The sequence below is a fragment of the Nocardia vulneris genome (genome assembly GCF_001613425.1).
Taxonomy (GTDB): domain Bacteria; phylum Actinomycetota; class Actinomycetes; order Mycobacteriales; family Mycobacteriaceae; genus Nocardia; species Nocardia vulneris.
In genome coordinates this window covers 129906-154226 of the sequence record NZ_BDCI01000004.1, presented here as the reverse complement: position 1 = coordinate 154226, position 24321 = coordinate 129906, and the positions used below count along the sequence as shown (strand labels likewise).

22 protein-coding genes and 1 tRNA gene are annotated in these 24321 nt (G+C 66.5%); 12 read left to right on the top strand and 11 right to left on the bottom strand.

The window, feature by feature from the left end:
* Positions 1-98 precede the first annotated feature (98 nt).
* On the top strand, positions 99-950 hold the full coding sequence (locus tag NVU01S_RS06760; protein ID WP_156161551.1) for a terpene synthase family protein: 852 nt from the start codon (positions 99-101) through the stop codon (positions 948-950).
* Positions 951-1039: 89 nt separating this feature from the next.
* Complete coding sequence (locus tag NVU01S_RS06755; RefSeq protein WP_043669636.1) at positions 1040-2251, top strand: cytochrome P450; 1212 nt, start codon at positions 1040-1042, stop codon at positions 2249-2251.
* Positions 2252-2407: 156 nt separating this feature from the next.
* Here NVU01S_RS06755 and NVU01S_RS06750 read toward each other — a convergent pair whose 3' ends face one another.
* The 7 genes from NVU01S_RS06750 to NVU01S_RS06715 form a co-directional block, all read right to left on the bottom strand.
* Complete coding sequence (locus NVU01S_RS06750) at positions 2408-3049, bottom strand: hypothetical protein (RefSeq protein ID WP_043669633.1); 642 nt, start codon at positions 3047-3049, stop codon at positions 2408-2410.
* A complete protein-coding gene (locus NVU01S_RS06745; RefSeq protein ID WP_043669631.1) occupies positions 3046-3828 on the bottom strand; it encodes a hypothetical protein in 783 nt (260 codons plus the stop codon). Before NVU01S_RS06745 ends, NVU01S_RS06750 begins: the two co-directional genes overlap by 4 nt.
* A 3-nt stretch (positions 3829-3831) precedes the next feature.
* Positions 3832-4155, bottom strand: coding sequence for a hypothetical protein (locus NVU01S_RS06740; RefSeq protein WP_043669629.1), 324 nt, complete (start codon positions 4153-4155; stop codon positions 3832-3834).
* Complete coding sequence (locus NVU01S_RS06735; protein ID WP_043669626.1) at positions 4148-4474, bottom strand: hypothetical protein; 327 nt, start codon at positions 4472-4474, stop codon at positions 4148-4150. Before NVU01S_RS06735 ends, NVU01S_RS06740 begins: the two co-directional genes overlap by 8 nt.
* A gap of 30 nt (positions 4475-4504) precedes the next feature.
* Positions 4505-5146 carry a YbaB/EbfC family nucleoid-associated protein gene (locus NVU01S_RS43275; protein WP_156161550.1) on the bottom strand — a complete coding sequence of 214 codons (642 nt, stop codon included), beginning with the start codon at positions 5144-5146 and terminating at the stop codon, positions 4505-4507.
* A gap of 480 nt (positions 5147-5626) precedes the next feature.
* Positions 5627-5700 (bottom strand) — tRNA-Arg (locus tag NVU01S_RS06720).
* Positions 5701-5769: 69 nt separating this feature from the next.
* The gene (locus NVU01S_RS06715) at positions 5770-6156 is read right to left on the bottom strand and encodes a DUF4345 family protein (protein WP_014982527.1); all 387 of its coding nucleotides are present in this window, start codon (positions 6154-6156) and stop codon (positions 5770-5772) included.
* Positions 6157-6238: 82 nt separating this feature from the next.
* Between NVU01S_RS06715 and NVU01S_RS06710 the strand changes: the two genes are divergently transcribed.
* The 7 genes from NVU01S_RS06710 to NVU01S_RS06680 all read left to right on the top strand — a co-directional run bounded on the left by NVU01S_RS06710 (position 6239) and on the right by NVU01S_RS06680 (position 18856).
* Positions 6239-8296 (top strand): bifunctional copper resistance protein CopD/cytochrome c oxidase assembly protein, encoded by a 2058-nt coding sequence (locus tag NVU01S_RS06710; protein ID WP_043669617.1) that lies wholly within the window; start codon positions 6239-6241, stop codon positions 8294-8296.
* A 167-nt stretch (positions 8297-8463) separates the two neighbouring features.
* The gene (locus NVU01S_RS06705; RefSeq protein ID WP_041563547.1) at positions 8464-9417 is read left to right on the top strand and encodes a serine/threonine dehydratase; all 954 of its coding nucleotides are present in this window, start codon (positions 8464-8466) and stop codon (positions 9415-9417) included.
* A 400-nt stretch (positions 9418-9817) separates the two neighbouring features.
* Positions 9818-10312 (top strand): single-stranded DNA-binding protein, encoded by a 495-nt coding sequence (locus NVU01S_RS06700; RefSeq protein ID WP_043669614.1) that lies wholly within the window; start codon positions 9818-9820, stop codon positions 10310-10312.
* A 314-nt stretch (positions 10313-10626) separates the two neighbouring features.
* A complete protein-coding gene (ettA, locus tag NVU01S_RS06695) occupies positions 10627-12303 on the top strand; it encodes an energy-dependent translational throttle protein EttA (RefSeq protein ID WP_014982533.1) in 1677 nt (558 codons plus the stop codon).
* A 452-nt stretch (positions 12304-12755) separates the two neighbouring features.
* Entirely contained in the window at positions 12756-17708 is a 4953-nt protein-coding gene (locus NVU01S_RS06690; protein WP_043669609.1) for an NAD-glutamate dehydrogenase, read from the top strand.
* Positions 17709-17716: 8 nt separating this feature from the next.
* A complete protein-coding gene (locus tag NVU01S_RS06685) occupies positions 17717-18175 on the top strand; it encodes an acyl-CoA thioesterase (protein ID WP_272944304.1) in 459 nt (152 codons plus the stop codon).
* A 15-nt stretch (positions 18176-18190) separates the two neighbouring features.
* On the top strand, positions 18191-18856 hold the full coding sequence (locus NVU01S_RS06680) for a DUF8185 domain-containing protein (RefSeq protein ID WP_043669606.1): 666 nt from the start codon (positions 18191-18193) through the stop codon (positions 18854-18856).
* 59 nt (positions 18857-18915) lie between these two features.
* Here NVU01S_RS06680 and NVU01S_RS06675 read toward each other — a convergent pair whose 3' ends face one another.
* Positions 18916-19227, bottom strand: coding sequence for an AzlD domain-containing protein (locus tag NVU01S_RS06675; RefSeq protein ID WP_043669603.1), 312 nt, complete (start codon positions 19225-19227; stop codon positions 18916-18918).
* Positions 19224-19967, bottom strand: a complete 744-nt coding sequence (locus NVU01S_RS06670) for an AzlC family ABC transporter permease (protein WP_043669599.1) — start codon at positions 19965-19967, stop codon at positions 19224-19226. The genes NVU01S_RS06675 and NVU01S_RS06670 overlap by 4 nt, the downstream gene beginning before the upstream one ends.
* A gap of 80 nt (positions 19968-20047) precedes the next feature.
* On the opposite strand from NVU01S_RS06670, the gene NVU01S_RS06665 reads away from it, so the two are divergent.
* Positions 20048-20617, top strand: coding sequence for a helix-turn-helix domain-containing protein (locus NVU01S_RS06665; RefSeq protein ID WP_244467222.1), 570 nt, complete (start codon positions 20048-20050; stop codon positions 20615-20617).
* Positions 20618-20641: 24 nt separating this feature from the next.
* Here the strand turns inward: NVU01S_RS06665 and NVU01S_RS06660 are convergent, their stop codons facing one another.
* On the bottom strand, positions 20642-21346 hold the full coding sequence (locus tag NVU01S_RS06660; RefSeq protein WP_175068871.1) for an HNH endonuclease: 705 nt from the start codon (positions 21344-21346) through the stop codon (positions 20642-20644).
* A 326-nt stretch (positions 21347-21672) separates the two neighbouring features.
* On the opposite strand from NVU01S_RS06660, the gene NVU01S_RS06655 reads away from it, so the two are divergent.
* Both NVU01S_RS06655 and NVU01S_RS06650 read left to right on the top strand, forming a co-directional pair.
* Positions 21673-22101, top strand: coding sequence for a globin (locus tag NVU01S_RS06655; protein WP_043669596.1), 429 nt, complete (start codon positions 21673-21675; stop codon positions 22099-22101).
* A gap of 145 nt (positions 22102-22246) precedes the next feature.
* A complete protein-coding gene (locus NVU01S_RS06650; RefSeq protein ID WP_373864186.1) occupies positions 22247-23848 on the top strand; it encodes a glycoside hydrolase family 13 protein in 1602 nt (533 codons plus the stop codon).
* Here the strand turns inward: NVU01S_RS06650 and NVU01S_RS06645 are convergent.
* On the bottom strand, positions 23845-24300 hold the full coding sequence (locus NVU01S_RS06645) for a MarR family winged helix-turn-helix transcriptional regulator (protein WP_043669590.1): 456 nt from the start codon (positions 24298-24300) through the stop codon (positions 23845-23847). The two genes, NVU01S_RS06650 and NVU01S_RS06645, sit on opposite strands and share 4 nt — an antisense overlap.
* Positions 24301-24321 lie beyond the last annotated feature (21 nt).

The window sequence follows — 24321 nt, the reverse complement described above, 5'->3', positions numbered from 1 at the left end:
CAGGACAAGCAGTCGACGGTTTGCGCATCCCCTTCCCCAGCGCCCGCAACCCGCGAACAGAGCTGGTCCGTAAGCCGCATCGGGACTGGATCGACACCATGGGGATCGCCCCCGCGGCGACCGCGGACATCGGTGCCGACCTTCCGCTCATTATCGGGCGTCTCTATCCACACGCCGGTGTAGACGATCTGGCCCTGGTCACCGATTGGAATTGCTGGGGTTTTCTCTACGACGACGAATTCAACGGCAGTCTGGGCGCATTGCCTTCGACGGTGGCAGCCTCCGTCGAAGGCATGATCGAGATCATCTGCGCACCAGCGGATTTCCGAGAAACGTCCGAGGTGCCGTTGGCTCGGGCGCTCGCCGACATGATGCGCCGATTCCGGGACAGCGCGTCGGCGATCTGGTTCCATCGATTCAGCGAACACTTCGCCGCGGGTCTCACCGGTTTCGCCCATCACGCCGCCGCTCGCGCGGCGGGCGGATCGACCAGCATCGAGGACTACCTCGCCCATCGACGACTCGATATAGTGTCCGACCCGCTGCTGGATTTCATCGAACTGACCGACGACTGCGAACTATCGCCGGTAGTGCACACCAGTCCGGCGATGCTTCGCCTGCGCCGGGCAGCATTGGACATCATCATCATGATCAACGACGTCTTTTCCTACGACAAGGAACTCCGCTGCGGCGACACGGAGAATGCGGTAGCCGTCCTGGAACGATCGACAGGATTAACCCACGAAGACGCGACGGCACGCGCGATCGAGATCGCAAACCAGAATATCCTCGCTCTTGTCGAAGCCGCCGAGACCCTGCCGGCAGCATTGCGCAAGCTCGACGCCGACCTCGACCAGATCGATCGAGCCCTGCGGTTCCTCACCGGAGTTCAGACCGTGGTGAAGGCTACGTACGACATTCACCTCGAAAGCGCCCGATACGCCGAATAAATGTACGAACACGTCGTGCCGGGTATTGGGAATGCCGAGTACGGCGATGCGGAAACAATTGTTCTGTGAATTTCTGTAGGAGGACTGCGATGTCGGAGGTTCGGTCCGGAGCACGCCAGTATCCGATGGCCCGAGGGCGCTGCCCGTTCGACCCGCCACCCGAGCTCGGCCGCAGGCAGCGGGAGGATCCGGTGTCCAAGGTGCGGATCTGGGACGACGGCGAGCCATGGCTGTTCACCCGGTACGCGGACGTGCGCGCGCTGCTGGCCGATCCGCGCGTCAGCGCCGATTCGACCCGGGACGGGTATCCGGCGCAGTCGCCGGGGATCAAGGCCAGTCCCGACCGGGCGAGATTGTTCATCACCATGGACAACCCGGAACATGCCGCGCAGCGCAGCCTGCTCACCGCCGACTTCACCGTGCGGAAGATAGAACGGTTGCGACCGCGGATCCAGCAGATCGTCGATGACCTGATCGACGATCTGCTCGCGGGCCCGAAACCGGCCGACCTGTTGGAGGCGTTCGCACTTCCGGTGCCCTCGTTGGTGATCTGTGAACTGCTCGGCGTGCCGTACGCCGACCGGGCCTTCTTCCAGCGGGTGAGCAAGGTGCTGACCGCGAGCTATGTGCCCGCGGCCGAATCACTCGCCGCGATGCAAACACTGCTCGACTACCTCGGCGGACTGGTACGGGACAAGGCCGCCGACCCTGGCGACGACCTGCTGAGTCGGCTTGCGACAGAACACGTCGCCGCCGGCGCGGTGACGGTCGCGGAGGCGGCGTCGATGGGGCTGCTGCTGCTGGTCGCCGGGCACGAGACGACGGCCAACATGATCGCCCTGGGCACCGCCGCGCTGCTGGAACATCCGGATCAGCTCGCCGCCGTCCGCGACGGTGACGACGCAACGGTGGCGAATGCGGTCGAGGAGCTGCTGCGCTACCTCACCATCTCGCACAGCGGACGGCGGCGCGTGGCACTGGAGGATCTGGAGGTCGGTGGGCAGCGGATCCGCCAGGGCGACGGGCTGATCACCGCGGACAACGTGGCCAACCGCGATCCGGCGCGGTTCCCCGACCCCGACCGGCTCGACGTGACCCGCGAGGCGCGCCACCACCTCGCGTTCGGCTACGGCATCCACCAGTGTCTCGGCCAGGCGCTCGCGCGGGTCGAACTGCAGGTCGTCTACCGCACGCTCTACCGGCGGATCCCGACGCTGCAGCTCGCGGTTGCGCTGGACGAGATCGAGTTCAAGCACGACATGGTCGTATACGGGGTGCACGAACTCCCGGTGACGTGGTGAACCCGGAACTGTTCGACCAGTGCTTGTGATGAAACGCCTTGTCCGCAGCCTCTAGCCACAGCCACTGCCACACCTATCGGGGGTCCGAACCCGACCGGAGCTGAACTCGGGCGTTGAGGTCGCCGCGATCGAACGGATAGGTACGGCAGTGCTGACCTATTTCATGACTCTGTCGAAGCCCCCTGCCAAAGCGCGGGCCACCTCCAATGCGTGACGCTCGACAGCGGGCCCTTGCTCGGGCGTGGACGGGCCGGCGAACGTTCGGTTCAGGCGGATGTGCACGGTGGCGTTGGCGACGCGGAAATCGGTCTCGGCCGCGGCGTCGGTGGACGAGATCTCGTGGAATGAGTAAGCGTCGTCACCGATACCGTTCACGATCTTTACCGCGGGGGAATGCTGGTCCCGATAGCTGATGAAGCTGCGCTCGGTCTCGTTGACCGGATCCTTGTCCCCCCAGGAGCCGGGCTGGTTGACGGTGATCGCGATGAAAACGGTGGCAGCGCGGATTCCTGTTGCGTCGGCGCCATCCCTGTGGGACGCGTTGTTCACGAAGGCGCCGTAGCAGGTCAAGACAGTCGCGGACTCTTTCTGCGGCTGCTCGGGACGGAATTCGGATTTCGGATCGTAGAGTTCACCCGCATAGCTCGACACCGCGTCCTTCGTGACTGCCTGGACTTCGAGGCAGTCGGTGGGCGGAGTGCTGAACGGAGGGGCGGAGTCGGGTGTTTTCTCCTCGCAGCCGGTCAGTGCGAGCGAGGCCAAGACGATGCCCATCGTCACAGTTCCGATGTTCTTCATGACGGCGTCCCCCAACCCGGTCCGGTCGGGTTACGTGGTTGCCATCCAGGAACGGTCAATGCGGCTGGCGCTATCGCTGCGGGGACTTCTACCTGGTTGATCTTGGTGATGACATCGTCGATTTTCCCGCCGGTATCGACCATATATTTGCTGAGATTATCCAGTAACGATTTCGTGTCGGTCATGAACCGGTCCACGAATTCCAGTGCGGCGCTCTGGTAGCTGTCGGTGCCGCCCGCGCCGCCGGTGAAGATCACGATCAAGGCGTTGGTTTGCGCTTTCTTACGCGCAGCCTCGTACTGTGCAAGGCTTGCCGCGGTACTCTGCACATTCGACGTGGCGTTGGTATATGCGGTCGTCACATAGGCGCCGAGATCGTTCAAATATGTGGCGATTTGCGCGATGTGGCCATTGTTCGAGCGCGTGGATGTAGCGAGCCGATCCACGTAGTCGACAGCGGCATCCCGTGCAGTGCCTGCCCAGCGAGCTTTCAGGTTTTCGTTCGCTGTCGCCAGACCCATGCCGTCGTTGCTGCCATCGACCGCTTTCGTGAGTTCGGTGACCGCCTGCTGCCAGGCCGCCAGGACGGACGACACTTTGCTGGGGTCCCCGAGCATTTTCTGCAGGACGCTCATTCGATCGCGGACGGGCTCGTCGACGCCGAGGTGTTCGGCCCAAGTGACCACGTAAGCTGCCTGATCCCAGGGGAACACGAGTTCAGCAGGCAGGCCATTGGGGTTTCGCTCCGCCGGGATGGCGAAACCTTTGGTATCGCCCACGGATCAGTACCCCAACTGCGCGTCGATGTAGCCGAACTGACGGTAGTAGTCGGCGTCCAGGTTCTCGAAATGTGTAGCGCATGTTTTCAATCCGTCCGCGGCGGACTGGATCGAGGTGGCCCCTTCGCGGAGCTTCGCGGTCAGATAGGTCGTTGCGAGATTGAACTTGGCGGCATTGTCTTTGCCATAAGACCCGAGCGCATGGAGATCCATCGGAGTTTCGAGGATCTTCTTCTTCGCGGCATCCCAATGACCTGAAGTCTGCCGGATTTCTTCAGCTTCCAGCTTCAGCGCCTCGGGAACCACATGGAAATCCTGGTCAGACATTCTTACCCACTCCCTGGTAGGAACCTTGGTGCGATCGAGTGGCCGACGAGTTCATCGCGGCGGAGATCGCTTTCAGTACGTCGCCCTCGTTCGATCGAGCGACCTCCTCTGGATCGAGGTCCATCGACCTGATCGTGCCGTTTCCATCGACGATCAGGAATCCGTACGTCGCTCCGGAACAATCGTCGACAATCGGCACTTCGCGGATTTGCGCCGCGCGCTTCGCGTAAAACCGTCCGGAGTTGACGTCCGCCATGAGGTCACGCCACTCTTTGTTCCTCTCCTGCGTCAAGTGGTACAAGCTATCGAAATCCGACATGCATATCCTCGGTTGTTTCGCGTTCCCACGTCAGCGAGCGAATTCGCCGGCCAATCGGTCGGCGACCGTTTCGGCTCTGCTGAACCGCGCGGCATTGACCGCCTCGACGATGGCGGTGGCAACAGAGTTGACGTCATCGGCGACCACCCAGCTCGGACGCGTCAAATCTCCGAAGCCCCTTGCCAGTCGGATGTCGACGACATCACCGGAGCTCGAGACACTCGCGACCGCGGCCCGATCGGACGACGCCCCGGTGAACAGCATCGAACCGACACTCGCCATCACCGCGTCGATACGACCTCGGGCGATATCGCGTTGACGCTCGAACTGCTCCTGTTGAGCGGCGACATCGTCGTTGGGCACCCGCGGTTGAGACGGGGGTTGGGCATGAACGGACCTGACGTCACTCTCGGGGGCCTCGCCGATGGATGCGCCGACGTTACGGGATACGGGAACCTCCGCCGACGGGCGGCGGGAGACCTCGAGCGGTGCGTCGTCCCAGAATTCGTCAGGGTCGTCGTAATGGTTGTAGTAGCCCTGGGCAGCCATCATCGCCCCTTGGCTGAAGCGTTGCAGGCAGCTCTGAGGTGGGTCGTGCCAATGGCAGTCATCACGTGTCCCCCCGTCGATCGCGCCGTGATCATGACCCGGCGGTCCGACAGTATCGGCCATCGAATGTCGGGGTCAATCCGCAGCAACGTCATTGGCAGTTGACCGTGTCTGCGATCAAGGACCCGACCGGGCGTAGTGGAGATGCACGAACCTCTACCGATGACGACCAGGACGTGACACTTGTCTCGAGCCGTAGGAACCCGTGATGCCGTTTTGGATTGCTGGCTGGAAGCTGTGCGCAAAACCCATCGGCGTGTCGAGTTGAAGACACGCCGAAGTGGGGTTGCCGAGGTTTGTCCCCGAAGTGGTCTGGGTAGGGAGACAGGGACCTTGCAGTCACCGTCGCACGGCGGCCGAATCCAACCGGGGTGATAGGGCCTACCAGCTACCTATGAGTCGTGACCTGCCATTACGGCTCTCCACATACTCTCCACGACGGACGCCATAAGGCCCCAGAACGGGCCATGTGGCGAGTTCCTCATGGGAGGAAAATGCCCTGGTAGGGCACCATATCTGCCATATGGCCCGTGCTGGGTTGTGCGCCCCCGGCAGGAATCGAACCTGCGACCTAGGGATTAGAAGGCCCTTGCTCTATCCAACTGAGCTACGGAGGCAGTGGGTTCCACCATGGCCGACATTGGCCGTGCTGTCCAGCGCGCCAATTATAGCGACCGACCAGATGGCTAAGGGTCCAGCGCGACGGCGAGTACGAGCATCGCGGCCAAGATCACCTCTAGCACCAGGTAGAACCAAACGGGGTAGAAGGCGGACGGGCTTTCCACGACGGACGACCACACGCGGCCGAACGCCATGCCGCCGAGCGCGGCGGCCACCGCCACGCACGCCCCGAATCTGAGGTCACCGACATCTGCGGCGGCCAACCCGAGGATCACCGCGATGGCGATGCCGAAACCGCCGTAGACCGCCCGCACCTCGGCGCGGGCGTCCGCGCGGTCGGCGAGCAGCCCGAGCGGGTCGACGAGTTGGCTGGGCCGTAAGAGCCCGAAAACGCCCATGGCAGCGAAGAACAACGCCACCAAGGCAATCAACACGATCGACACGACCGACACAACACCTCCGTGATCCGCAGCCCACAATATCGGCCCAAACCCGGCGCGGCCACGCGATAACACTGGAACTACGCTCAGTCGTATGTCGTCTGCGCTGGACCCGTCCGCTTCCCCCGAGCTGGAAGGCAACCGGCCGGCGGCGACATACGCAGTGGTGATCGCGCTTTCCGCGGCGATCGCGGCGGTGGTCGCGGCACTCGTGGTGGGCCTGTCCGCGGCGCAGGCGCTGAGCTTGCTCGGCATTCCGGATCCCGGCGCGTTGACCACTTACGGGCTGCCCGCGGTGCGCGCGCTCGCGGATCTGTCCGCGGCGTTGACCGTCGGCTCGCTGCTGTTCGCCGCCTTCCTGGTGCCGCCGCAGGCGAGCGGGCTGCTCGACGTGGGCGGCTACCGCGCGGTGCGGCGCGCCTCGAACTTCGCGCTGCTCTGGGCTTGCTGTGCGGCGCTGCTGATTCCGTTGACCGTGTCCGACACCACCGGACAACCGGTGCGCGACACGCTGGACCCGGTGGGGCTGTGGCGGGCGATCGATCAGATCGAACTGGCGGGCGCGTGGCGTACGACGGTGCTGTTCGCGTTGATCGTCGCGATCGGCGCCCGGCTCGCGTTGCGCTGGGGTTGGACGCCGGTGCTGTTCGGCGCGGCGATCGCGACGATGATGCCGCTCGCACTGACCGGCCATTCCTCCTCAGGCGGCGCGCACGACGTGGCCACCAACAGCCTGATCCTGCACCTGGTTTCGGCCGCGGTGTGGGTCGGCGGCCTGTTCGCGCTGCTGGCGCACGCCCGCCGGGGCGGCGCGCACACCGAGCTGGCCGCGCGCCGCTTCTCCCTGACGGCCACCTTCGCGTTCGCCACGATCGGGGTGAGCGGGGTGATCAACTCGTGGGTCCGGGTGCCCTGGGACGAGCTGTTCAGCAGCACCTACGGCAGGCTGGTGCTGGCGAAGGCGGTGGCGCTGGTGCTGCTCGGGCTGTTCGGGTACGCGCAACGGCGGGCCGCGCTGCCCGCGCTGGCAGCGGACCCGAAAGACCGCGGCGCACTGATCCGGTTCGCCGGAGTCGAGGTGCTGGTGTTCGCCGCGACCATGGGTCTCGCGGTGGGCCTCGGCCGGACGCCGCCACCGCCGCCGACCAGCATCCCCACGCCCGCGGAGGTGGAGCTCGGCTACAACCTGGCCGGGCCGCCGACGGTCGCTCGCATGCTGTTCGACTGGCGCTTCGATCTGATCTTCGGCACGTTGGCGATCGTCCTCGCGATCGGATATCTGCTCGGCGTGCGCAGGTTGCGGGCCCGCGGCGACGCCTGGCCGATCGGGCGGACCATCGCCTGGCTGTCCGGCTGTGTGGTGTTGCTGCTGGCCACCTCGTCCGGGGTGGGGCGATACGCGCCCGCGATGTTCAGCGTGCACATGGGCGCGCACATGGCACTGTCCATGCTGGCGCCGATCCTGTTCGCGCTCGGTGGCGTGGTGACGCTGGCCTTGCGTGCCCTGCCGCCCGCGGGCCGCGGCGGGGCGCCGGGACCGCGCGAGTGGATTCTGGCCGCGGTGCACAATCCGGTGTCGCGGTTCCTGACCCACCCGATCGTGGCCTCGGTGATCTTCGTCGGCGGGTTCTATGCGCTGTACCTCGGCGGAATCTTCGACACGTTCGCGGATTCTCATGCGGCGCATCTGCTGATGAACCTGCACTTCCTGCTCAGCGGCTACCTGTTCTACTGGGTGGTGATCGGTATCGATCCGAAACCGCGTCAGGTGGAACCGCTGACCAAGCTGGCCATGGTGTTCGGTTCGCTGCCGTTCCACGCCTTCTTCGGGATCGCGCTGATGAGCATGACCACGGTGCTCGGCGGCTGGTTCTACCGCGGCCTCGGACTCGGCTGGAACGGTGACCTGCTCGGCGATCAACGCACCGGCGGCAGCCTGGCGTGGGCGAGCGGCGAGGTGCCGCTGGTCGTGGTGATGCTCGCGCTGCTCATCCAATGGTCGCGCAGCGACAAACGATTGGCGCAACGCACCGATCGAGCCGCCGACCGCGACCACGACGCGGACCTCGCCGCGCACAACGCGATGTTCGCCGAACTGGCCAAACGTGATCGGGGACCACAGAAGTCGGCGGGCGATCCGGCACAACCGTGATTTGAGTGGCACAGTGTGTTCCACTGACACAGTGTCCTGCGAAGGCAATCGTGCGAAATCCGTCTTGCGGGACGGTGCTGCACGATCGGACACTGTGCTGTCGGACATGGTTGTGCAGTCGTGGTCGAGTCGAATGTGGTCAAGGTGTGGTTGTGAACGAGCGTTCCATGGTCTTCCCCGAGCACGACCACATCGACCGTGTGCACCGATCCGATGTGCGGGCCGCGCGCAAGCGGCTGGCCGGACGCACCCGTAAGACCCCGGTCTTCCACACCTCCGTGGCCGGGCCGGACGGTCCGGTGCCGGTCACGATGAAGCTCGAATACCTCCAGTACGGAGGCACTTTCAAGGTTCGCGGCAGCCTCAACGCGTTGCTGGCGGCGCCGGACTGCGCCGAGCAGGTGGTGATCGCCTCGGGCGGGAACGCGGGCATCGCCGCCGCCTTGGCCGCCGCGCAGCTCGGAAAGTCTTGCACGGTGGTGGTTCCCGAGTCGGCGCCGCACACCAAGGTCGCCGCGATGTGGTCGCACGGCGCCGAAGTGCTCTGGCATGGCACGACTTACACCGAGGCACTCGACTACGCCACCGAACTGGCGGTGGAACGCAAGGCATTGCGTCTGCATGCTTACGACTTGGCCGCGGTCGTCGCCGGGGCCGGCGTGGTCGGATTGGAGCTCGAGGAGCAGGTGCGCGGGCGGCCGCCGGTGCTGGCGGCGGTCGGCGGGGGCGGGCTGATCGCGGGGATCGCCGCCGCGATCGGCCGGCGCCAGCAGATCATCGGCGTCGAACCGGAAGGCATCCCCACCTTGCACGCCGCGCTGGCGGCGAACCGGCCGGTGGAGATCGCGGTGTCCAGTATCGTGGCGGAATCGTTGGGCGCCACCAGGATCGGCGATATCGCGATGGACGTGGCGCGTCGGCACGAGATCCGTTCGCTGTTGGTCACCGACGACGCGATCACCACCGCGCGCGACTATCTGTGGCGTGAATTCCGGATCGTGGTCGAACTGGCCGGGGCGGTCGCGCTGGCGGCCGTACAGAGCGGGGTGTACGTTCCGGCTCCTGGGGAGCGGCCCGTTATCGTGCTGTGCGGGGCGAATACGGATCTCGCGGCGCTCTAGGGGACGAACGCGGGGTCGGGCGCGGACGCGGGACTCGCCGCCGCTGCGGGATCGGGCGCGGCTGCCGGTCGGTCGCGAGCGTGAGATTGGGCGCGGTCGCAGGGCCGTGCGTGAGCGGGGGATTGGGCGCGAACGCGGGATCGGCGGTCGCTGCGGGATTGGGCGTGGTCGCGGGGTTGGGCGTGAGCGCGGGACTGGGCGAGCGCGGGATCGGCGGTCGCTGCGAGATCGGTCGCGAGCGCGAAATCGCCTGCGAAGCACCGGATATCCACATCCGGGAAAGTTGTGCACATTCTCGGCTCGCACCGTCCGATCGGCATCCGGATCGGCAACGCTGGTGGCATCCCATCAAGGGGCGGAAGTTCCCGGGCAAGCGGGCGGAATGCGAAGGGGCGTCACCATGTACGAGGCGAATACGACCGTGATCGGCACGATCGTGAACAATCCGGTGAAGCGGGATCTGCCGAACGGCGAGCAGATGCTGACCTTCCGGATGGCGAGTAATTCGCGCAGGCTCGACCACGCGACAGGGGAGTGGGTGGACAACGGCGCGTTGTTCCTCACCGTGTCTTGCTGGCGCCGTTTGGTTTCGGGCGTCGACGTGTCACTGCACCGCGGTGACCCTGTCCTCGCGCACGGCCAGCTGCGCTCCCGCGAATACCGCGGCAGAGACGGCGTAGAGCGCCGCGACCTGGAAATGCGCGCCACCGCAGTGGGTCCCGACCTCGCCCGCTGCACCGCCCAGGTAACCCGCTGGTCCGCAGACCGCTGGACCGACGACCAACCCCCACAAGAATTCTCGGTCGCCGAGTCCGGCGTCCTCTCCGCCCCGCTCCCACCCACCCAGCCGCCACAACACGTCCCACACGACGAAGCCGTGCCCGCCCCCGTCTGATCCCCCGCCAACTCCACCCGCTCCGGTGGCATCGCAACCGCGGCCGGAGCGGGGCTGAGATTGCCCGGCGACGTATCTCGCCGCCTATCTGATGCCGTCCAGTCGTGGCCGTGCGCGTAGTGATCGGCGCGGTGTTCAAGGGTCCGAGCGAGGTGGAGACGGCCTGCCGACGGCCCGGCGACTCCGTCGACGCGGATCCCGGTGGGGGTGGGAATCTCGGTGATCAGGTGCTGGTTGAATGTACGGGCCCGTGAGCTGCGAGGGTGGGGCAGTGGGGCGTAATCGTTGATCCCCTTACCGATAGGCTTCCCTGTATGGCTGAGTTCATTTACACGATGAAGAAGGTTCGCAAGGCGCACGGCGACAAAGTCGTGCTCGACGATGTCACCTTGAACTTCCTTCCTGGCGCCAAGATCGGTGTCGTCGGCCCGAACGGTGCTGGTAAATCCAGTGTCCTGAAGATCATGGCCGGACTGGACCAGCCGAACAACGGCGACGCGTTCCTGGCGACCGACGCGACCGTCGGCATCCTGATGCAGGAGCCGGCGCTCAACGAGGAGAAGACGGTCCGCGGCAATGTCGAGGAGGGCCTCGGCGAGGTCAAGGTGAAGCTGGATCGCTTCAACGAGATCGCCGAGCTGATGGCCACCGACTACTCCGACGAGCTCATGGACGAGATGGGCAAGCTGCAGGAGTACCTGGATCACGCGGACGCCTGGGACGTCGACTCCCAGCTGGAGCAGGCCATGGACGCGCTGCGCTGCCCGCCGCCGGACGAGCCGGTCACCAACCTCTCCGGTGGTGAGCGCCGCCGCGTCGCGCTGTGCAAGCTGCTGCTGAGCAAGCCCGACCTGCTGCTGCTCGACGAGCCGACCAACCACCTCGACGCCGAGAGCGTGCTCTGGCTCGAACAGCACCTGGCCGCGTACGCGGGCGCTGTCCTCGCCGTCACGCACGACCGGTACTTCCTCGACAACGTGGCCCAGTGGATTCTCGAACTGGACCGCGGCCGCGCCTACCCGTACGAGGGCAACTACTCCACCTATCTGGAGAAGAAGGCCCAGCGACTCGAGGTGCAGGGCAAGAAGGACCAGAAGCTGCAGAAGCGGCTCAAGGACGAGCTGGCCTGGGTGCGCTCGGGTGCCAAGGCGCGGCAGGCGAAGAACAAGGCGCGCCTCGGCCGCTACGAGGAGATGGCGGCGGAGGCCGACAAGCACAGGAAGTTGGATTTCGAGGAGATCCAGATTCCGGCGGGTCCGCGCCTGGGCAACGTGGTCGTCGAGGTCGAGCACCTGGACAAGGGCTTCGGCGATCGGCAGCTGATCAAGGATCTGTCGTTCACGTTGCCGCGCAACGGCATTGTCGGCGTCATCGGTCCGAACGGTGTCGGTAAGACGACGCTGTTCAAGACCATCGTCGGCCTGGAAGCGCCGGACAGCGGCACGGTGAAGATCGGTGAGACGGTCAAGCTGAGCTACGTCGACCAGAACCGTGCGGGCATCGACCCGAAGAAGAATGTCTGGCAGGTGGTTTCCGAGGGCCTGGACTTCATCCAGGTCGGCAACCAGGAAATGCCGTCGCGGGCCTACGTCAGCGCGTTCGGTTTCAAGGGTCCGGATCAGCAGAAGCCCGCGGGCGTGCTCTCCGGTGGTGAGCGCAACCGGCTGAACCTGGCGTTGACCCTCAAGCAGGGTGGCAACCTGATCCTGCTCGACGAGCCGACCAACGACCTGGACGTGGAAACGCTCGGCTCGCTGGAGAACGCGCTCGAGCAGTTCCCCGGTTGTGCCGTGGTCATCTCGCACGACCGCTGGTTCCTCGACCGGACCTGCACCCACATCCTCGCGTGGGAGGGCGACTCGGACAGCGAGGCCAAGTGGTTCTGGTTCGAGGGCAACTTCGAGGCGTACGAGGCCAACAAGATCGAGCGCCTCGGTGTCGAAGCGGCTCGCCCGCACCGGGTCACCCACCGCAAGCTCACTCGCGACTGACCCGGTCGTTTCGGGGTAGGTGCGCCGCGCACCTACCCCGATGAGTGATACCCGAAGTACCTCCAAAGTACTGTCTCGGATCCGGCACAACGGCGACCGGCCCGCGCACACGACCCGCGCGGATCTCGCTAGGGTGGGATACGTGAATGCGAAGGCGCAGTTCGAGCAGTCGGCGGTCCGCACCGCCGAGGTGGTGGCCGAGCTGAACCGAGGTGCTTCGGCCCCGCTGCCGCCGCGGAAAGCACCTGTCGCGCACACCTGACGTTCGTGGGTCCGAACGATGCTGTGTGCCGAGATCATCCGTTCGAGATCGGCAATCGCGTGGCGAACACGGCGGTTGTGGTGAACACCCCAGGATTGGAAGGGATTTCACCCCCGCGTCTTCGACGTACAGCTACTCTCGGACCGGCGTCGCTTTGTTACGGAACCGAATCCGAGGAGTTGGCGAAAAAATGACGGTCTCGTCCGAATTGTCCAGTGCGGCGTGGGCCGCTGGTTTGCCGCAGGCGCTGCGCGGCGAACTGGCGACCCTCGAGGAGGCGTATTTCCGCCACGTCGACGCTGGCGATGTGGACTGCGCGATCACCGGCATCACACAGATCTTCCGACGGCACATGGAATTGGCCATGCACCGTCCGGCCGGCCGGGCACTAGTGCGGGTGTACCACCCGGATGACAGCTCCGGCCTCGGCGCGGCAGTACAGGTCGTCACCGACGATATGTCGCTGCTGGTCGAATCGGTCACCGCGTCGCTGAGCAGGCTCGGCGTGAGCGTGAGCGAAGTTATCCATCCGATTTTCGAGGTCGAGCGCGACGCGGACGGACGCCTCGAACAAGCCGCCCCGCACGAGGTGGACGGCAACGGCGCGGCCGGGCTGCGCGAGTCCTGGATGCATCTGCAACTGCACCCGGCCACCAGCCGGGCGCAGCTGAGCCGGATCGAATCCGGCCTGCCGAATGTGATCGCCGACGTGCGCCAGGTCATCGGCGACACCGAAGCGATCAAGGATGTCCAGAGCAAGCTGGCCGAGGACCTGGAGTTGGCCGCGAAGTCCGGCAAGGCGCCGTTCTCGGAGACCGACCTGGTCGACACCGCGAACCTGCTGCGCTGGCTGTCCAGCGGAAACTTCACCGTGCTCGGGTACGCCCGCTACCGGCTGAGTTCCGAGCAGGAACAGCAGTCCTCCAACGCACTGCCCGGCACCTGCCTCGGCGTGCTGCGGCCCGACGTGGGCACCGATTTCCAGGTGCCGATCAACGCGATCGACCGGCCGCTGCTGATCCTGACCCAGGGCCTGGTCCCGGCCACCGTGCACCGCTCGGTCTACCCGTACTTCATCGGCGTCGCCGATTTCGACGAGTCCGGCACCATCGTCGGCGAGCACCTGTTCATCGGCGTCTTCACCGTGACCGCCGTGCACGAGAACGTGCTCGACATTCCGGTGATCGAGCGGCGCGTGCGCTCGGTGATCGAGGAGAGCGGGTTCGATCTGGACTCCTTCTCCGGGCAGGCGATGCTCGAGGTCATCCAATCCTTCCCGCGCACCGAGCTGTTCTCCTCCGACGACGACACGATGCGCAAGACCGCCCTGGCGGTGCTGAACATCGGGCTGCGCCGGCAGGTGCGGTTGTTCCTGCGCGCCGACGGCTACGGCCGCTTCGTGGCCTGCATGGTCTACCTGCCGCGTGACCGGTACACCACCCGGGTGCGCCTGGAAATGCAGGAGATCCTGGTCCGGGAGCTGGGCGGTGTCGATATCGACTACTCCGCCCGGGTCGCCGAAAGCGATTTGGCCAGTGTGTATTTCACTGTGCGCATGCCCGCGGCCGAGCACGTCGCCCCGCGCTACGCGGCGGCACCGGCGGCGGACACCTCCGAGGCCAACCGCCTGCGCATCCAGGGCCTGCTCGCCGAGGCGAGCCGCACCTGGGAAGACCACCTGAACGACGAGGTCAGTACCTCGACGATGCTGGACCCGGCGGTGGTGCAGCGCTACGCCGTGGCCTTCCCGGACGCCTACAAGGAAGATTTCGAAGCCGACCGCGCGCTGGCCGATATCGTCCGGCTCGAGCACCTGCGCGACGGCGGTATCGATCAGTACCTGTACCGCAACGCGGGCTCGGATCCGGGGAGCTGGCGCTTCTCCCTCTACGTCGGCGGCGCGGGCATCTCGCTGAGCCAGGTGCTGCCGGTGTTGCAGAGCCTCGGTGTCGAGGTCGTCGACGAGCGGCCCTATCAGTTGGAGTTGGAACCGCAGCAGGGCGGCGACCCGAGCAGCGGCGGCGAGCGCTGGATCTACGACTTCGGTCTGCTGGCCCGCCCGGAGCTGCTGCGCAGCGCGCTCGACCGGGACCTGGACGCGGAACTGCTGGAGTCGTCCAAGCGCGCCGCGGTGCTCGAGGCCGAAGTGCGTGGCCTGCGTGAGCGATTCACCGAGGCGTTCGAGGCGGCCTGGTACGGCCGGGCCGAAGCCGACGGCCTCAACGAGCTGGTGCTGCGCGCCCGGCTGCCGTGGCGTGCGGTCTCGATCCTGCGGGCCTACGCGAAATACCTGCAGCAGGCGGGCTTCCCGTACAGCCAGGCGAACATCTCCCGGGTGCTGCTCACCTATCCGGATGTGGCACGGCTGTTCGTCGACCTGTTCGGTGCGCGGTTCGACCCGGACACCGTCTCGGCCGAGCACGCCGCCGAACTGGAAACCCAGGTGCGCGCCCGCATCGACGAGGTGGTCAGCCTGGATGCCGACCGCATCCTGCGCGCCATCCTCAACCTGATCCGGGCGACGCTGCGCACCAACTACTACGTCACCGACGCCGAGGGCATGTCGCGCGACTACCTGTCGATGAAGGTCGAGCCGCGCGAGATCAGCGAATTGCCCAAGCCGCGGCCGCAGTTCGAGATCTTCGTGTACTCGCCTCGGGTCGAGGGTGTGCACCTGCGGTTCGGTCCGGTCGCGCGCGGCGGGTTGCGCTGGTCGGACCGGCTCGAGGATTTCCGCACCGAGGTGCTCGGCCTGGTCAAGGCGCAGGCGGTGAAGAACGCGGTGATCGTCCCGGTCGGCGCCAAGGGTGGCTTCGTGGTGAAGCAGCCGCCGGCCGCCACGGGTGATCCGGTCGCGGATCGGCAGGCCCTGGGCGCCGAGGGCGTCGCCTGCTACCGGACCTTCATCTCCGGCCTGCTGGACGTGACCGACAACGTCGATCGCGCCACCGGCAAGGTGCTGCCGCCGGCTCGGGTGGTCCGTCGCGACGGTGACGACACCTACCTGGTCGTCGCCGCGGACAAGGGCACCGCGACCTTCTCCGATATCGCCAACGATGTGGCCAAGCGCTACGGCTTCTGGCTCGGCGACGCGTTCGCCTCCGGTGGCTCGGCGGGCTACGACCACAAGGCGATGGGCATCACCGCCAAGGGCGCCTGGGAGAGCGTCAAGCGCCACTTCCTGGAGATGGATATCGACACGCAGACAGAGGATTTCACTGTCGTCGGTATCGGTGACATGAGCGGTGACGTGTTCGGTAACGGCATGTTGCTCTCCGAGCACATCCGCCTGCTCGCCGCGTTCGATCACCGGCACATCTTCTTGGACCCGAACCCCGACACGGCGGCGTCCTACGCCGAGCGGCAGCGCATGTTCCAGCTGCCGCGCTCGTCGTGGGCGGATTACGATGCCAAGCTGATCAGTGCCGGCGGCGGCGTCTGGGACCGCACCGTGAAGTCGGTGCCGATCAGCCCGCAGGCGCGAAAGGCCCTGGGCCTCGGCGACGATGTGGAATCCCTCTCGCCGCCCGAGCTGGTGCGTGCGATCCTGCTCGCTCCGGCGCAGCTGCTGTGGAACGGCGGCATCGGCACCTACATCAAGTCGAGCACCGAATCCAACGCCGACGTCGGCGACAAGTCCAACGATCCGGTCCGGGTCAACGGAAACCAGTTGCGCGTCAAGGTGATCGGCGAGGGCGGCAACCTGGGTGCGACGGCGCTCGGCCGGATCGAGTTCTGCCGCAACGGTGGCAAGATGAATACCGACGCGCTGGACAACTCGGCGGGCGTCGACTGCTCCGACCACGAGGTCAACATCAAGGTGCTGCTCGACGGTGTCGTCAGCAGCGGCGAACTGGCGGAGCCAGATCGCAACCCGCTGCTCGCCTCGATGACCGACGAGGTCGCGCAGATCGTGCTCGAAGACAATGTGGCGCAGAACTTCCTGATGGGTATCTCGCGCACCGACGCGCCGCAGATGCTGAACGTGCACATGCGCCTGATCGATGATCTCGAAGAGCGCCGCGGTCTGGACCGCGAACTGGAGGCGCTGCCCTCCGAGGCGCAGATGCAGCGCATGCTCGAGGAGGGTGCGGGCCTGACCTCGCCGGAGCTGGCGAATCTGATGGCGCACGTGAAGCTTTCGCTCAAGGCGGACCTGCTCCAGACGGATCTGCCGGACAGCGCCTACTTCACCACCCGGCTGCCGGACTACTTCCCGACGCCGCTGCGCGACCGGTTCGGTGCGGCGATCAAGAAGCACCGGCTGCGTCGCGAGATCCTCACCACGATGATCGTCAACGAGATGGTCGACTACGGCGGCATTACCTACGCGCACCGGTTGAGCGAGGAGACCGGCGCCACCGCCACCGACTCGGTGCGCGCGTTCGCCGCGGCCACCGAGATCTTCGGCCTGCCGGAGATGTGGGCGCGGATCCGGGCGGCCGACGCCACCACCTCGGTGCGTGACCTGCTGGAACTGGAGACCAAGCGCACCCTGGACCGGGCGTCGCGGTGGTTCCTGAGCAACCGGCCGCAGCCGATCGCGGTCGGCGCCGAGATCAACCGGTACTGCCGGGACGTGCAGGAACTGGCGCCGAAGGTGCCGGGTTGGCTGCGCGGGCACCATGTCTCGACGCTCACCGATCAGTCGGCCGAGCTGATCGCGCGCGGGGCGCCGACCGACCTGGCCACCGAGGTGTTCGGGCTGCTCAACCTGTTCCCGCTGCTGGACATCGTGGATATCGCCGATATCACCGACCGGGACGGCGACGAGGTCGGCGCGCTCTACTACGCGCTGAACGAGCACCTCAAGATCGACTGGTTGTTGCAGGCGGTCAGCCACCTGGAACGCGGCGACCGCTGGCACTCACTGGCCAGGCTCGCGCTGCGCGACGACATGTACGCGTCGCTGCGCTCGCTCACCCTGGACGTGCTCTCCGCCGGAGACCCGGAGGAGAGCGCGGACGAGAAGATTGCATACTGGGAGTCGAAGAATCAGTCCAGGCTCGGGCGTGCCCGTGCCGCACTGTCGGAGTTGTTCGAGTCCGGAACCCACGATCTCGCCACGCTGTCGGTTGCAGCGCGGCAGGTGCGAAGCATGGTGAGCGGGGTGGGCGCCCAGTCGGAGGTAGCAGCACGGTGACGAGTCCGTTGAACGGTCACGGGAAGGCGCAGGGCGGCCAAGCCGTGCTGCCCAAGCGTTTCCACACCCAGGTCGAGGTCAGATGGTCGGACATGGATGCTTTCCAGCATGTGAACCATGCCCGCATGGTGACCCTGCTGGAGGAAGCGCGCATCCCGTGGCTGCTCGAGCCGGGCCGGCCGACCGCCGCGCTCGGCACGGGCTGCGTCCTCGCCGACCTGCGGGTCCGTTACCGCGGTCAGCTGCGGCACGAGGACACGCCGCTCGATATCGCCATGTGGATCGAGCAGCTGCGGGCCGTCGACTTCACCATCGGCTACGAGGTGCGGGCCGCCGCCGCGGCCCCGGACTCGCCGCCGGCCGTGATCGCTGCCACGCAGATCGCCGCGTTCGACATGCAGGCGCAGCGGTTGCGCAGGCTCACCGATGACGAGCGGGATTATCTCGCGCAGTGGCGTAACGACTGATCCAGCACGGTCGTGATGTCAGAACAGCGGGTGTTGCATGTGTCCGATCCGGCGGAGCGGGAGAATCTCGCGACGTTCCTGACTCGGGCGGTGCGGCTGGACCCCGCGGCGGTGGTACGTATCCGCCGCCGCGGGGCGCAGTACGTTTCGGCCTGGGTGGCAACGGGTTTCGAGACGCTCGCGGTGCGCACCGTGGTCGCCGAACTCGGGGTCGACGATGTCACCGTCGACGCAGAGTTGGTGTTGACCGGTTTGGGTTCCGGCCTGCCGATCGACCTCGGGTACTCGATGGATTCCGCCTGGCGCGGTGCGCTGCCGCCGCCGGATGGTTTCGCACACATCGATGACGTTCCCGCCCGCACCCTCGTCGAACTGGCCGAGCAAGGGGCGCAGCTGGCGAAGGAGCACGGCAGCAGCCACGGCCCGCCCGCCTCGCTGCTGGACCAGACGGTGCTGACCGTATCCGGGGCAGGCACCCAGGTGCAGGTTCCGATGCGGGTCGTCTTCGCGCTCACCGCAATGGATTTCATCCCGCATTCGGGCGACAAGGCGGACTCTCGGCGGATCATGCCCACCGAGATCGTCCGCGTCCGGGCCAGCCGCACCTGGCTGCGCATCGATGCCCGCTACGGTTCGGTCGCCCGCCGCCTCGGCGGCGGTATCTCCCTGTCGCCGAGCTGATCTCGCGCACCCGAGCAGCCGGGGCGCCGAATGCTCGGGTGCGCAACGGGTCTCGTGGATCAGGCGATGCCGAGGAAGCGCAGCAGCGCGGTGGTCCCGGCGGCCGCGAGGATGACCACCAGGATCGGCAGCTTGCGCCAGGCCAGCAGTCCCGCGACGAGAACGCCTGCGGGTAAAGCGAATCCGAGATGGCCGGTCCCCGCGGGTAGAGCGGTCACCGCCACCAGGGCGGCGAGCAGCACCACCGCGCCGACCTCGAGGACGCGAACGGTCCGCGCGGGGAAGCGAATACGTTCGCGCAGCGCCGGCCCGGCCCAACGGAATGCAAAGGTGCCCGCGGCGAGGGCGAACATTCCGGCCACCAGCATCATTCGCACGTCGCCTCCGAGTTCGTGGGTGTGCGTTGGGGTACCGTGACGGGCTGCTCCGGCGCGGATGTCTCGTCTTCTCGTCGCGGTATCGCTACCAGCACTCCCAGAAGTGCCACCAGTACCGGCATTCCGGCGGGCAGGAAGGGCGCGCTGATCAGGGCCAGCGCCACACCGGCCAGCACGGCCCGCAACGTCGCGCGGTCCGCCAGTGCCGGAATGACCAGCGCGAGCAGTACCGCGGGAAACACCGCGTCGAGGCCGAGGATCGAGGTGTCGGGCACCACCGACCCGATCAGCGCACCGATCGCGGCGCCGCTCGGCCAGGCGAGCAGCACGCCGAAGCCGGTGGCCCAGTAGGCCGCACGTTTACGCTCGGCATCGGGCTGGGCCAGGGCCATCGCCACGGATTCGTCGTTCATCAGATGCACCCCGAACATTCGGCGCCAGCCGGTCCCGACCACGTCCGGCACCGAGAGTCCGTAGGGCAGATGCCGGGCATTCACCACCAGCCCGGCGAACACAGCCGCGATCGGGCTGCCGCCCGCTGCGACGATCCCGATGAACAGGAACTCGGCGCCGCCCGCCAGTACCGTGAAACCGAGTGCGATGGGCAACCAGACCGGCAGGCCACTGGTCACCGCGGTGGCGCCGTACGAGACGCCGATCACCCAGACCGCGAGGCACACCGCCGCGATCCCGGTGAACGTGTCCCGGCCGAGTGTTCGCCATATCGAACGCATGTTGTTTATAGTGAACATGGTCGCCCGGTTCGTCAATATGGTTTTCTGTTGAGCGGTCTGCTACGTGACGGGAGTTGGGGATGGCGCAGGACGAACCGACGGCGACGACGCCGCAGGCGATGATCGCGGTCGCGCTGCGGCGCGAACGCGCCAGGGCCGGGTTGTCCCTCACCGAGGTCGCGAGCCGCGCCGGGGTCGCGAAGTCCACACTGTCGCAATTGGAATCGGGCACCGGGAACCCGAGCATCGAGACCCTCTGGGCGTTGTGCGTCGCGCTGGACATGCCGTTCTCGCGTCTGCTCGATCCGCCGCGGCCGCGCGTCCAGGTGATCCGGGCGGGGGAGGGGCCGGTGCTGGCCGCCGAACGTTCCGACTACCGCGCCACGCTGCTGGCGGCCAGCCCGCCGGGTTCGCGCCGCGACCTGTTCCGGGTGACCGCCGAGCCGGGGCATGCGCGCAGCTCCGACCCGCATATGCCGGGCGTGGTCGAGCACGTCCTGCTCGCGGCCGGCCGTGCTCTGGTCGGTCTGGCCGACGAGCCGGTCGAACTACACCCCGGCGACTACACCTCGTATCCGGGCGATCTTCCGCACGTCTTCGAGGCGCTCGAGCCCGACACCTGGGCTGTGCTCGTGAACGAATACCCGTGAGCCACTACCGGTTTCGCCGAGCGGTCAGGCCGCGCCCTCGCCGAGATACTGCAACCAGACCGGGTCGAGATCGGCCGTCGTGGACAGCAACCGCCAGTGCGGGCCCTTCGGCGAGACGAGCGGCGAACGCAGCGTCCACCCCAGCTCGCTCAGCAGTTTGTCGGCCTTACGGTGATTGCACGGCGCGCAGCTGGCGACGCAATTCTCCCAGGAGTGTTCGCCGCCCCGGCTGCGCGGAATCACGTGGTCGATGGTTTCGGCTTTGCTTCCGCAGTAACCGCAGCGATAGCGGTCGCGATGCATGAGGGCGGCGCGGGTCATCGGGACGCGGGCCCGATACGGCACGTGGACATAACTGCGCAGGCGGATCACCGAGGGAATGGTCACGGCGGATTCGGCGGAATGGACTACCGGACCCGCGGCGTCATGATGGACGGTGTCGGCTTTGTCGCAGATGAGCAGGACGATCGCGCGGCGCGCGGACAGAGCGGTGAGCGGCTCGTAGGTGGCGTTCAGCAGCAGCACCCGGCGCTTCAACCAGCTCGGAGTCTCACTGGGCGGCGGTGCGGAGCGGTGCGCATGCTCGGCATGACCGTGATGCGCGCCCGGATAATGATCGGACAAGATATGCAGCGGAGTAGCCCCCGACCCACGATTGTGGACGTCGGCGGGCTGGAGTTGTCGGTGTGTCCGCGCCTCGTGTGACCTGGCGCTGTGCCGCTGCTTCATCTGGACCTCAATTTCATGATTGGCAGGATCATGCTGTTAGCTCGGCAGAGATTGCCACTCAGTTGACCATGGAACGACGGCCATTGCACGGTGATTTTCAACAATGTCCGGTTAACTGTGGCTGAAGAGCCACCGCTCCGCGATTTTCCACCGCCGGATACGGCCATGTGGGCGGGCTTTGGGGCCCAGTAAGGAGCGCACAGGCCGCACTTGCCGGTGGCGGTGCTCAGCTGAGGAGCTATCGCCTTCCGGGATGGGGGCAAGGTGACGGTCGGCTTGGGAGGCCGCACAATGGTTGTGGCGCATCCAGCGAATCGAGAGGGTCTATGACTTCGGGCGAGCAGGCAGCAGCGGCAACGGCGGGCGAGCCGACGACGTCGTTCTACGAGGCGGTCGGCGGGGCGGAAACGTTCCGGCGCATCGTCGCCTCGTTCTACCGCGAGGTGGCGGAGGACGAGGTGCTCCGTCCGCTCTATCCCGAGCAGGATCTGGGCCCCGCGGAACGCAGGCTGCGGATGTTCCTCGAACAGTATTGGGGCGGACCGCGCACCTACTCCGACGAGCGGGGCCATCCGCGGCTGCGCATGCGGCACAACCCGTTCGTGATCGGGCCGATCGAGCGCGACGCGTGGCTGCGGTGCATGCGAATCGCCGTCGCCGAGATCGAACCCGAGCTGCTCGACGACGAGCATCGCAAGGCCCTACTCGACTACCTGGAGATGGCGGCGAATTCGCTGATGAACGCACCCTGGTGAGATCGTTTCGCGCGCGTACCCCTACGGCCCGAGGTAGTTCCTGTCCTGGCCGGAGTGTTCGCGCGCTCGCTGGCAATTTGCCCGAAGTCGAGATTGCTGCTCCGCCTAAGGGTTTTTACCGTAGATCTTTGGCACTATTGGCTGTGTGACTGATACACCAGCCGGGCCGGCGACGGTGGATCGCACCACGCAACCATGGTGGCGGTCGGCCGTGTTCTACCAGGTATATCCCCGTTCCTTCGCGGATTCCGACGGCGACGGCGTCGGTGATCTCGGCGGGATCCGGGACAAGCTCGGCTATCTGGAACTGCTCGGCGTCGACGCGCTGTGGGTGTGCCCGGTGATGCGGTCACCGATGGCCGACGGCGGCTACGACGTCGCCGATCCGCGCGATATCGATCCGATGTTCGGCGGCTTGGCCGCGATGGACGAGCTGATCGCCGAGGCGCACTACCGCCAGATCAAGATCACAATGGACCTGGTGCCGAACCACACCAGCAGCGAACATCCCTGGTTCCACGCGGCGCTCGAGGCGGGGCCGGGCAGTCCGGAGCGGGCCCGCTACATCTTCCGCGACGGCCGTGGGCCCGATGGTGACGAGCCGCCGAACAATTGGCCGAGCATCTTCGGCGGCCCGGCCTGGACCAGGGTTCGCGAGTCCGATGGCAGGCCAGGCCAGTGGTACCTGCACATCTTCGCGTCCGAGCAGCCCGATTTGAACTGGGAAAACCCCGAGGTAGCCGCGGATTTCGAGAAGACGCTGCGCTTCTGGCTGGACCGCGGTGTCGACGGCTTCCGGCTCGACGTGGCGCACGGGATGGCCAAGCCGGAAGGCCTGCCGGATATGGCGAAGGTCACCTCCGCGCTGCTCGTCAACGATGACGACGATCTGCGCTTCAACAATCCGGCGGTGCACGAGATCCACCGCCGCATCCGCAAGGTGCTCGACGAATACCCCGAAGCGGTGTCCATCGGCGAGGTGTGGGTCAACGACAACGTCCGGTTCGGGGAGTACGTCCGCGCCGACGAATTGCATCTGGCGTTCAACTTCCGGCTGGCCGAGACCACGTTCGACGCGGACAGCGTGCGCGACGCGATCGACAATTCGCTCGCCGCGGTCGCTCCGGTGGCGGCCGTGCCCACCTGGACGCTGTCCAACCACGACATCAAACGTGAGGTCACCCGGTACGGCGGCGGGCCCGAAGGGGTGGCGCGGGCTCGCGCGATGATCATGCTCGAACTCGCGCTGCCCGGAGCCGTATTCATCTACAACGGTGCGGAACTCGGCCTGCCGAACGTGGACGATCTGCCGGACGAGGTGCTCCAGGATCCGGCGTGGGAACGATCCGGGTACACCGAACGCGGTCGCGACGGCTGCCGGGTGCCGATTCCGTGGGAGGGCACTACGCCGCCGTTCGGATTCACCACCGGCACACCGTGGTTGCCGATGCCGGTCGGCTGGGCGAACCAGACGGTCGAGGCGCAGTTGGAAGAACTCGGCTCCACCCTGTCGCTGTATCGGATGGCCATCGACCTGCGCAGCATGCGGCCGGAGTTCGCGGGAGATCGGATCGAGTGGTACGGCAGCCCGCCCGGCTGTCTCGCCTTCCGCCGCCCGGGTGGGCTGGTCTGTGTGCTGAACGCCTCGAATACGCCGACCCAGTTGCCGCCCGGCGACGTGCTGCTCGCCAGCATCCCGCTCGACGGCGGTCACCTTCCGCCGAACGCCGCGGCCTGGCTGGTCTAGTGATCCGTCGCGTCGCCCGCGCGCAGGGACTGGATCATGCTCTGCAATATCCGGAACGCCCCTGACTGCTCGGTGTCGCTCAGCCCGGCCAGCATTCTGAGCTCGACGGATCGGACAGCTGCGGACGCCTGCTCGAGGCTTCGACGTCCACGGGGCGTGAGCCGGGTGGGCAGCACCTTGCCGACGGGCGCCGCCGCGGGCCGGGTCACGTAGCCGTCTCGTTCCAGGGCTTGGAGCAGCACGTTCATCGTCTGCCGTGTCACGAACGCGCCCCGTGCGAGTTCGGAGTTCGACAGGCCCGGTCGTTGCGCCAGCAGCTCGAGGCAGGAGTAGTGCGTCACGCTCATTCCGAGTGGGCGCAGCACCTCGTCCATGGCCGTGCGGAGCGCACTCGATGCCTCTTTCAACAGGTAGCCCAGTGACGTCTGCAGGTCGACTCCGTCTTGACTCATGTCAGTATTCTGACATAGGTT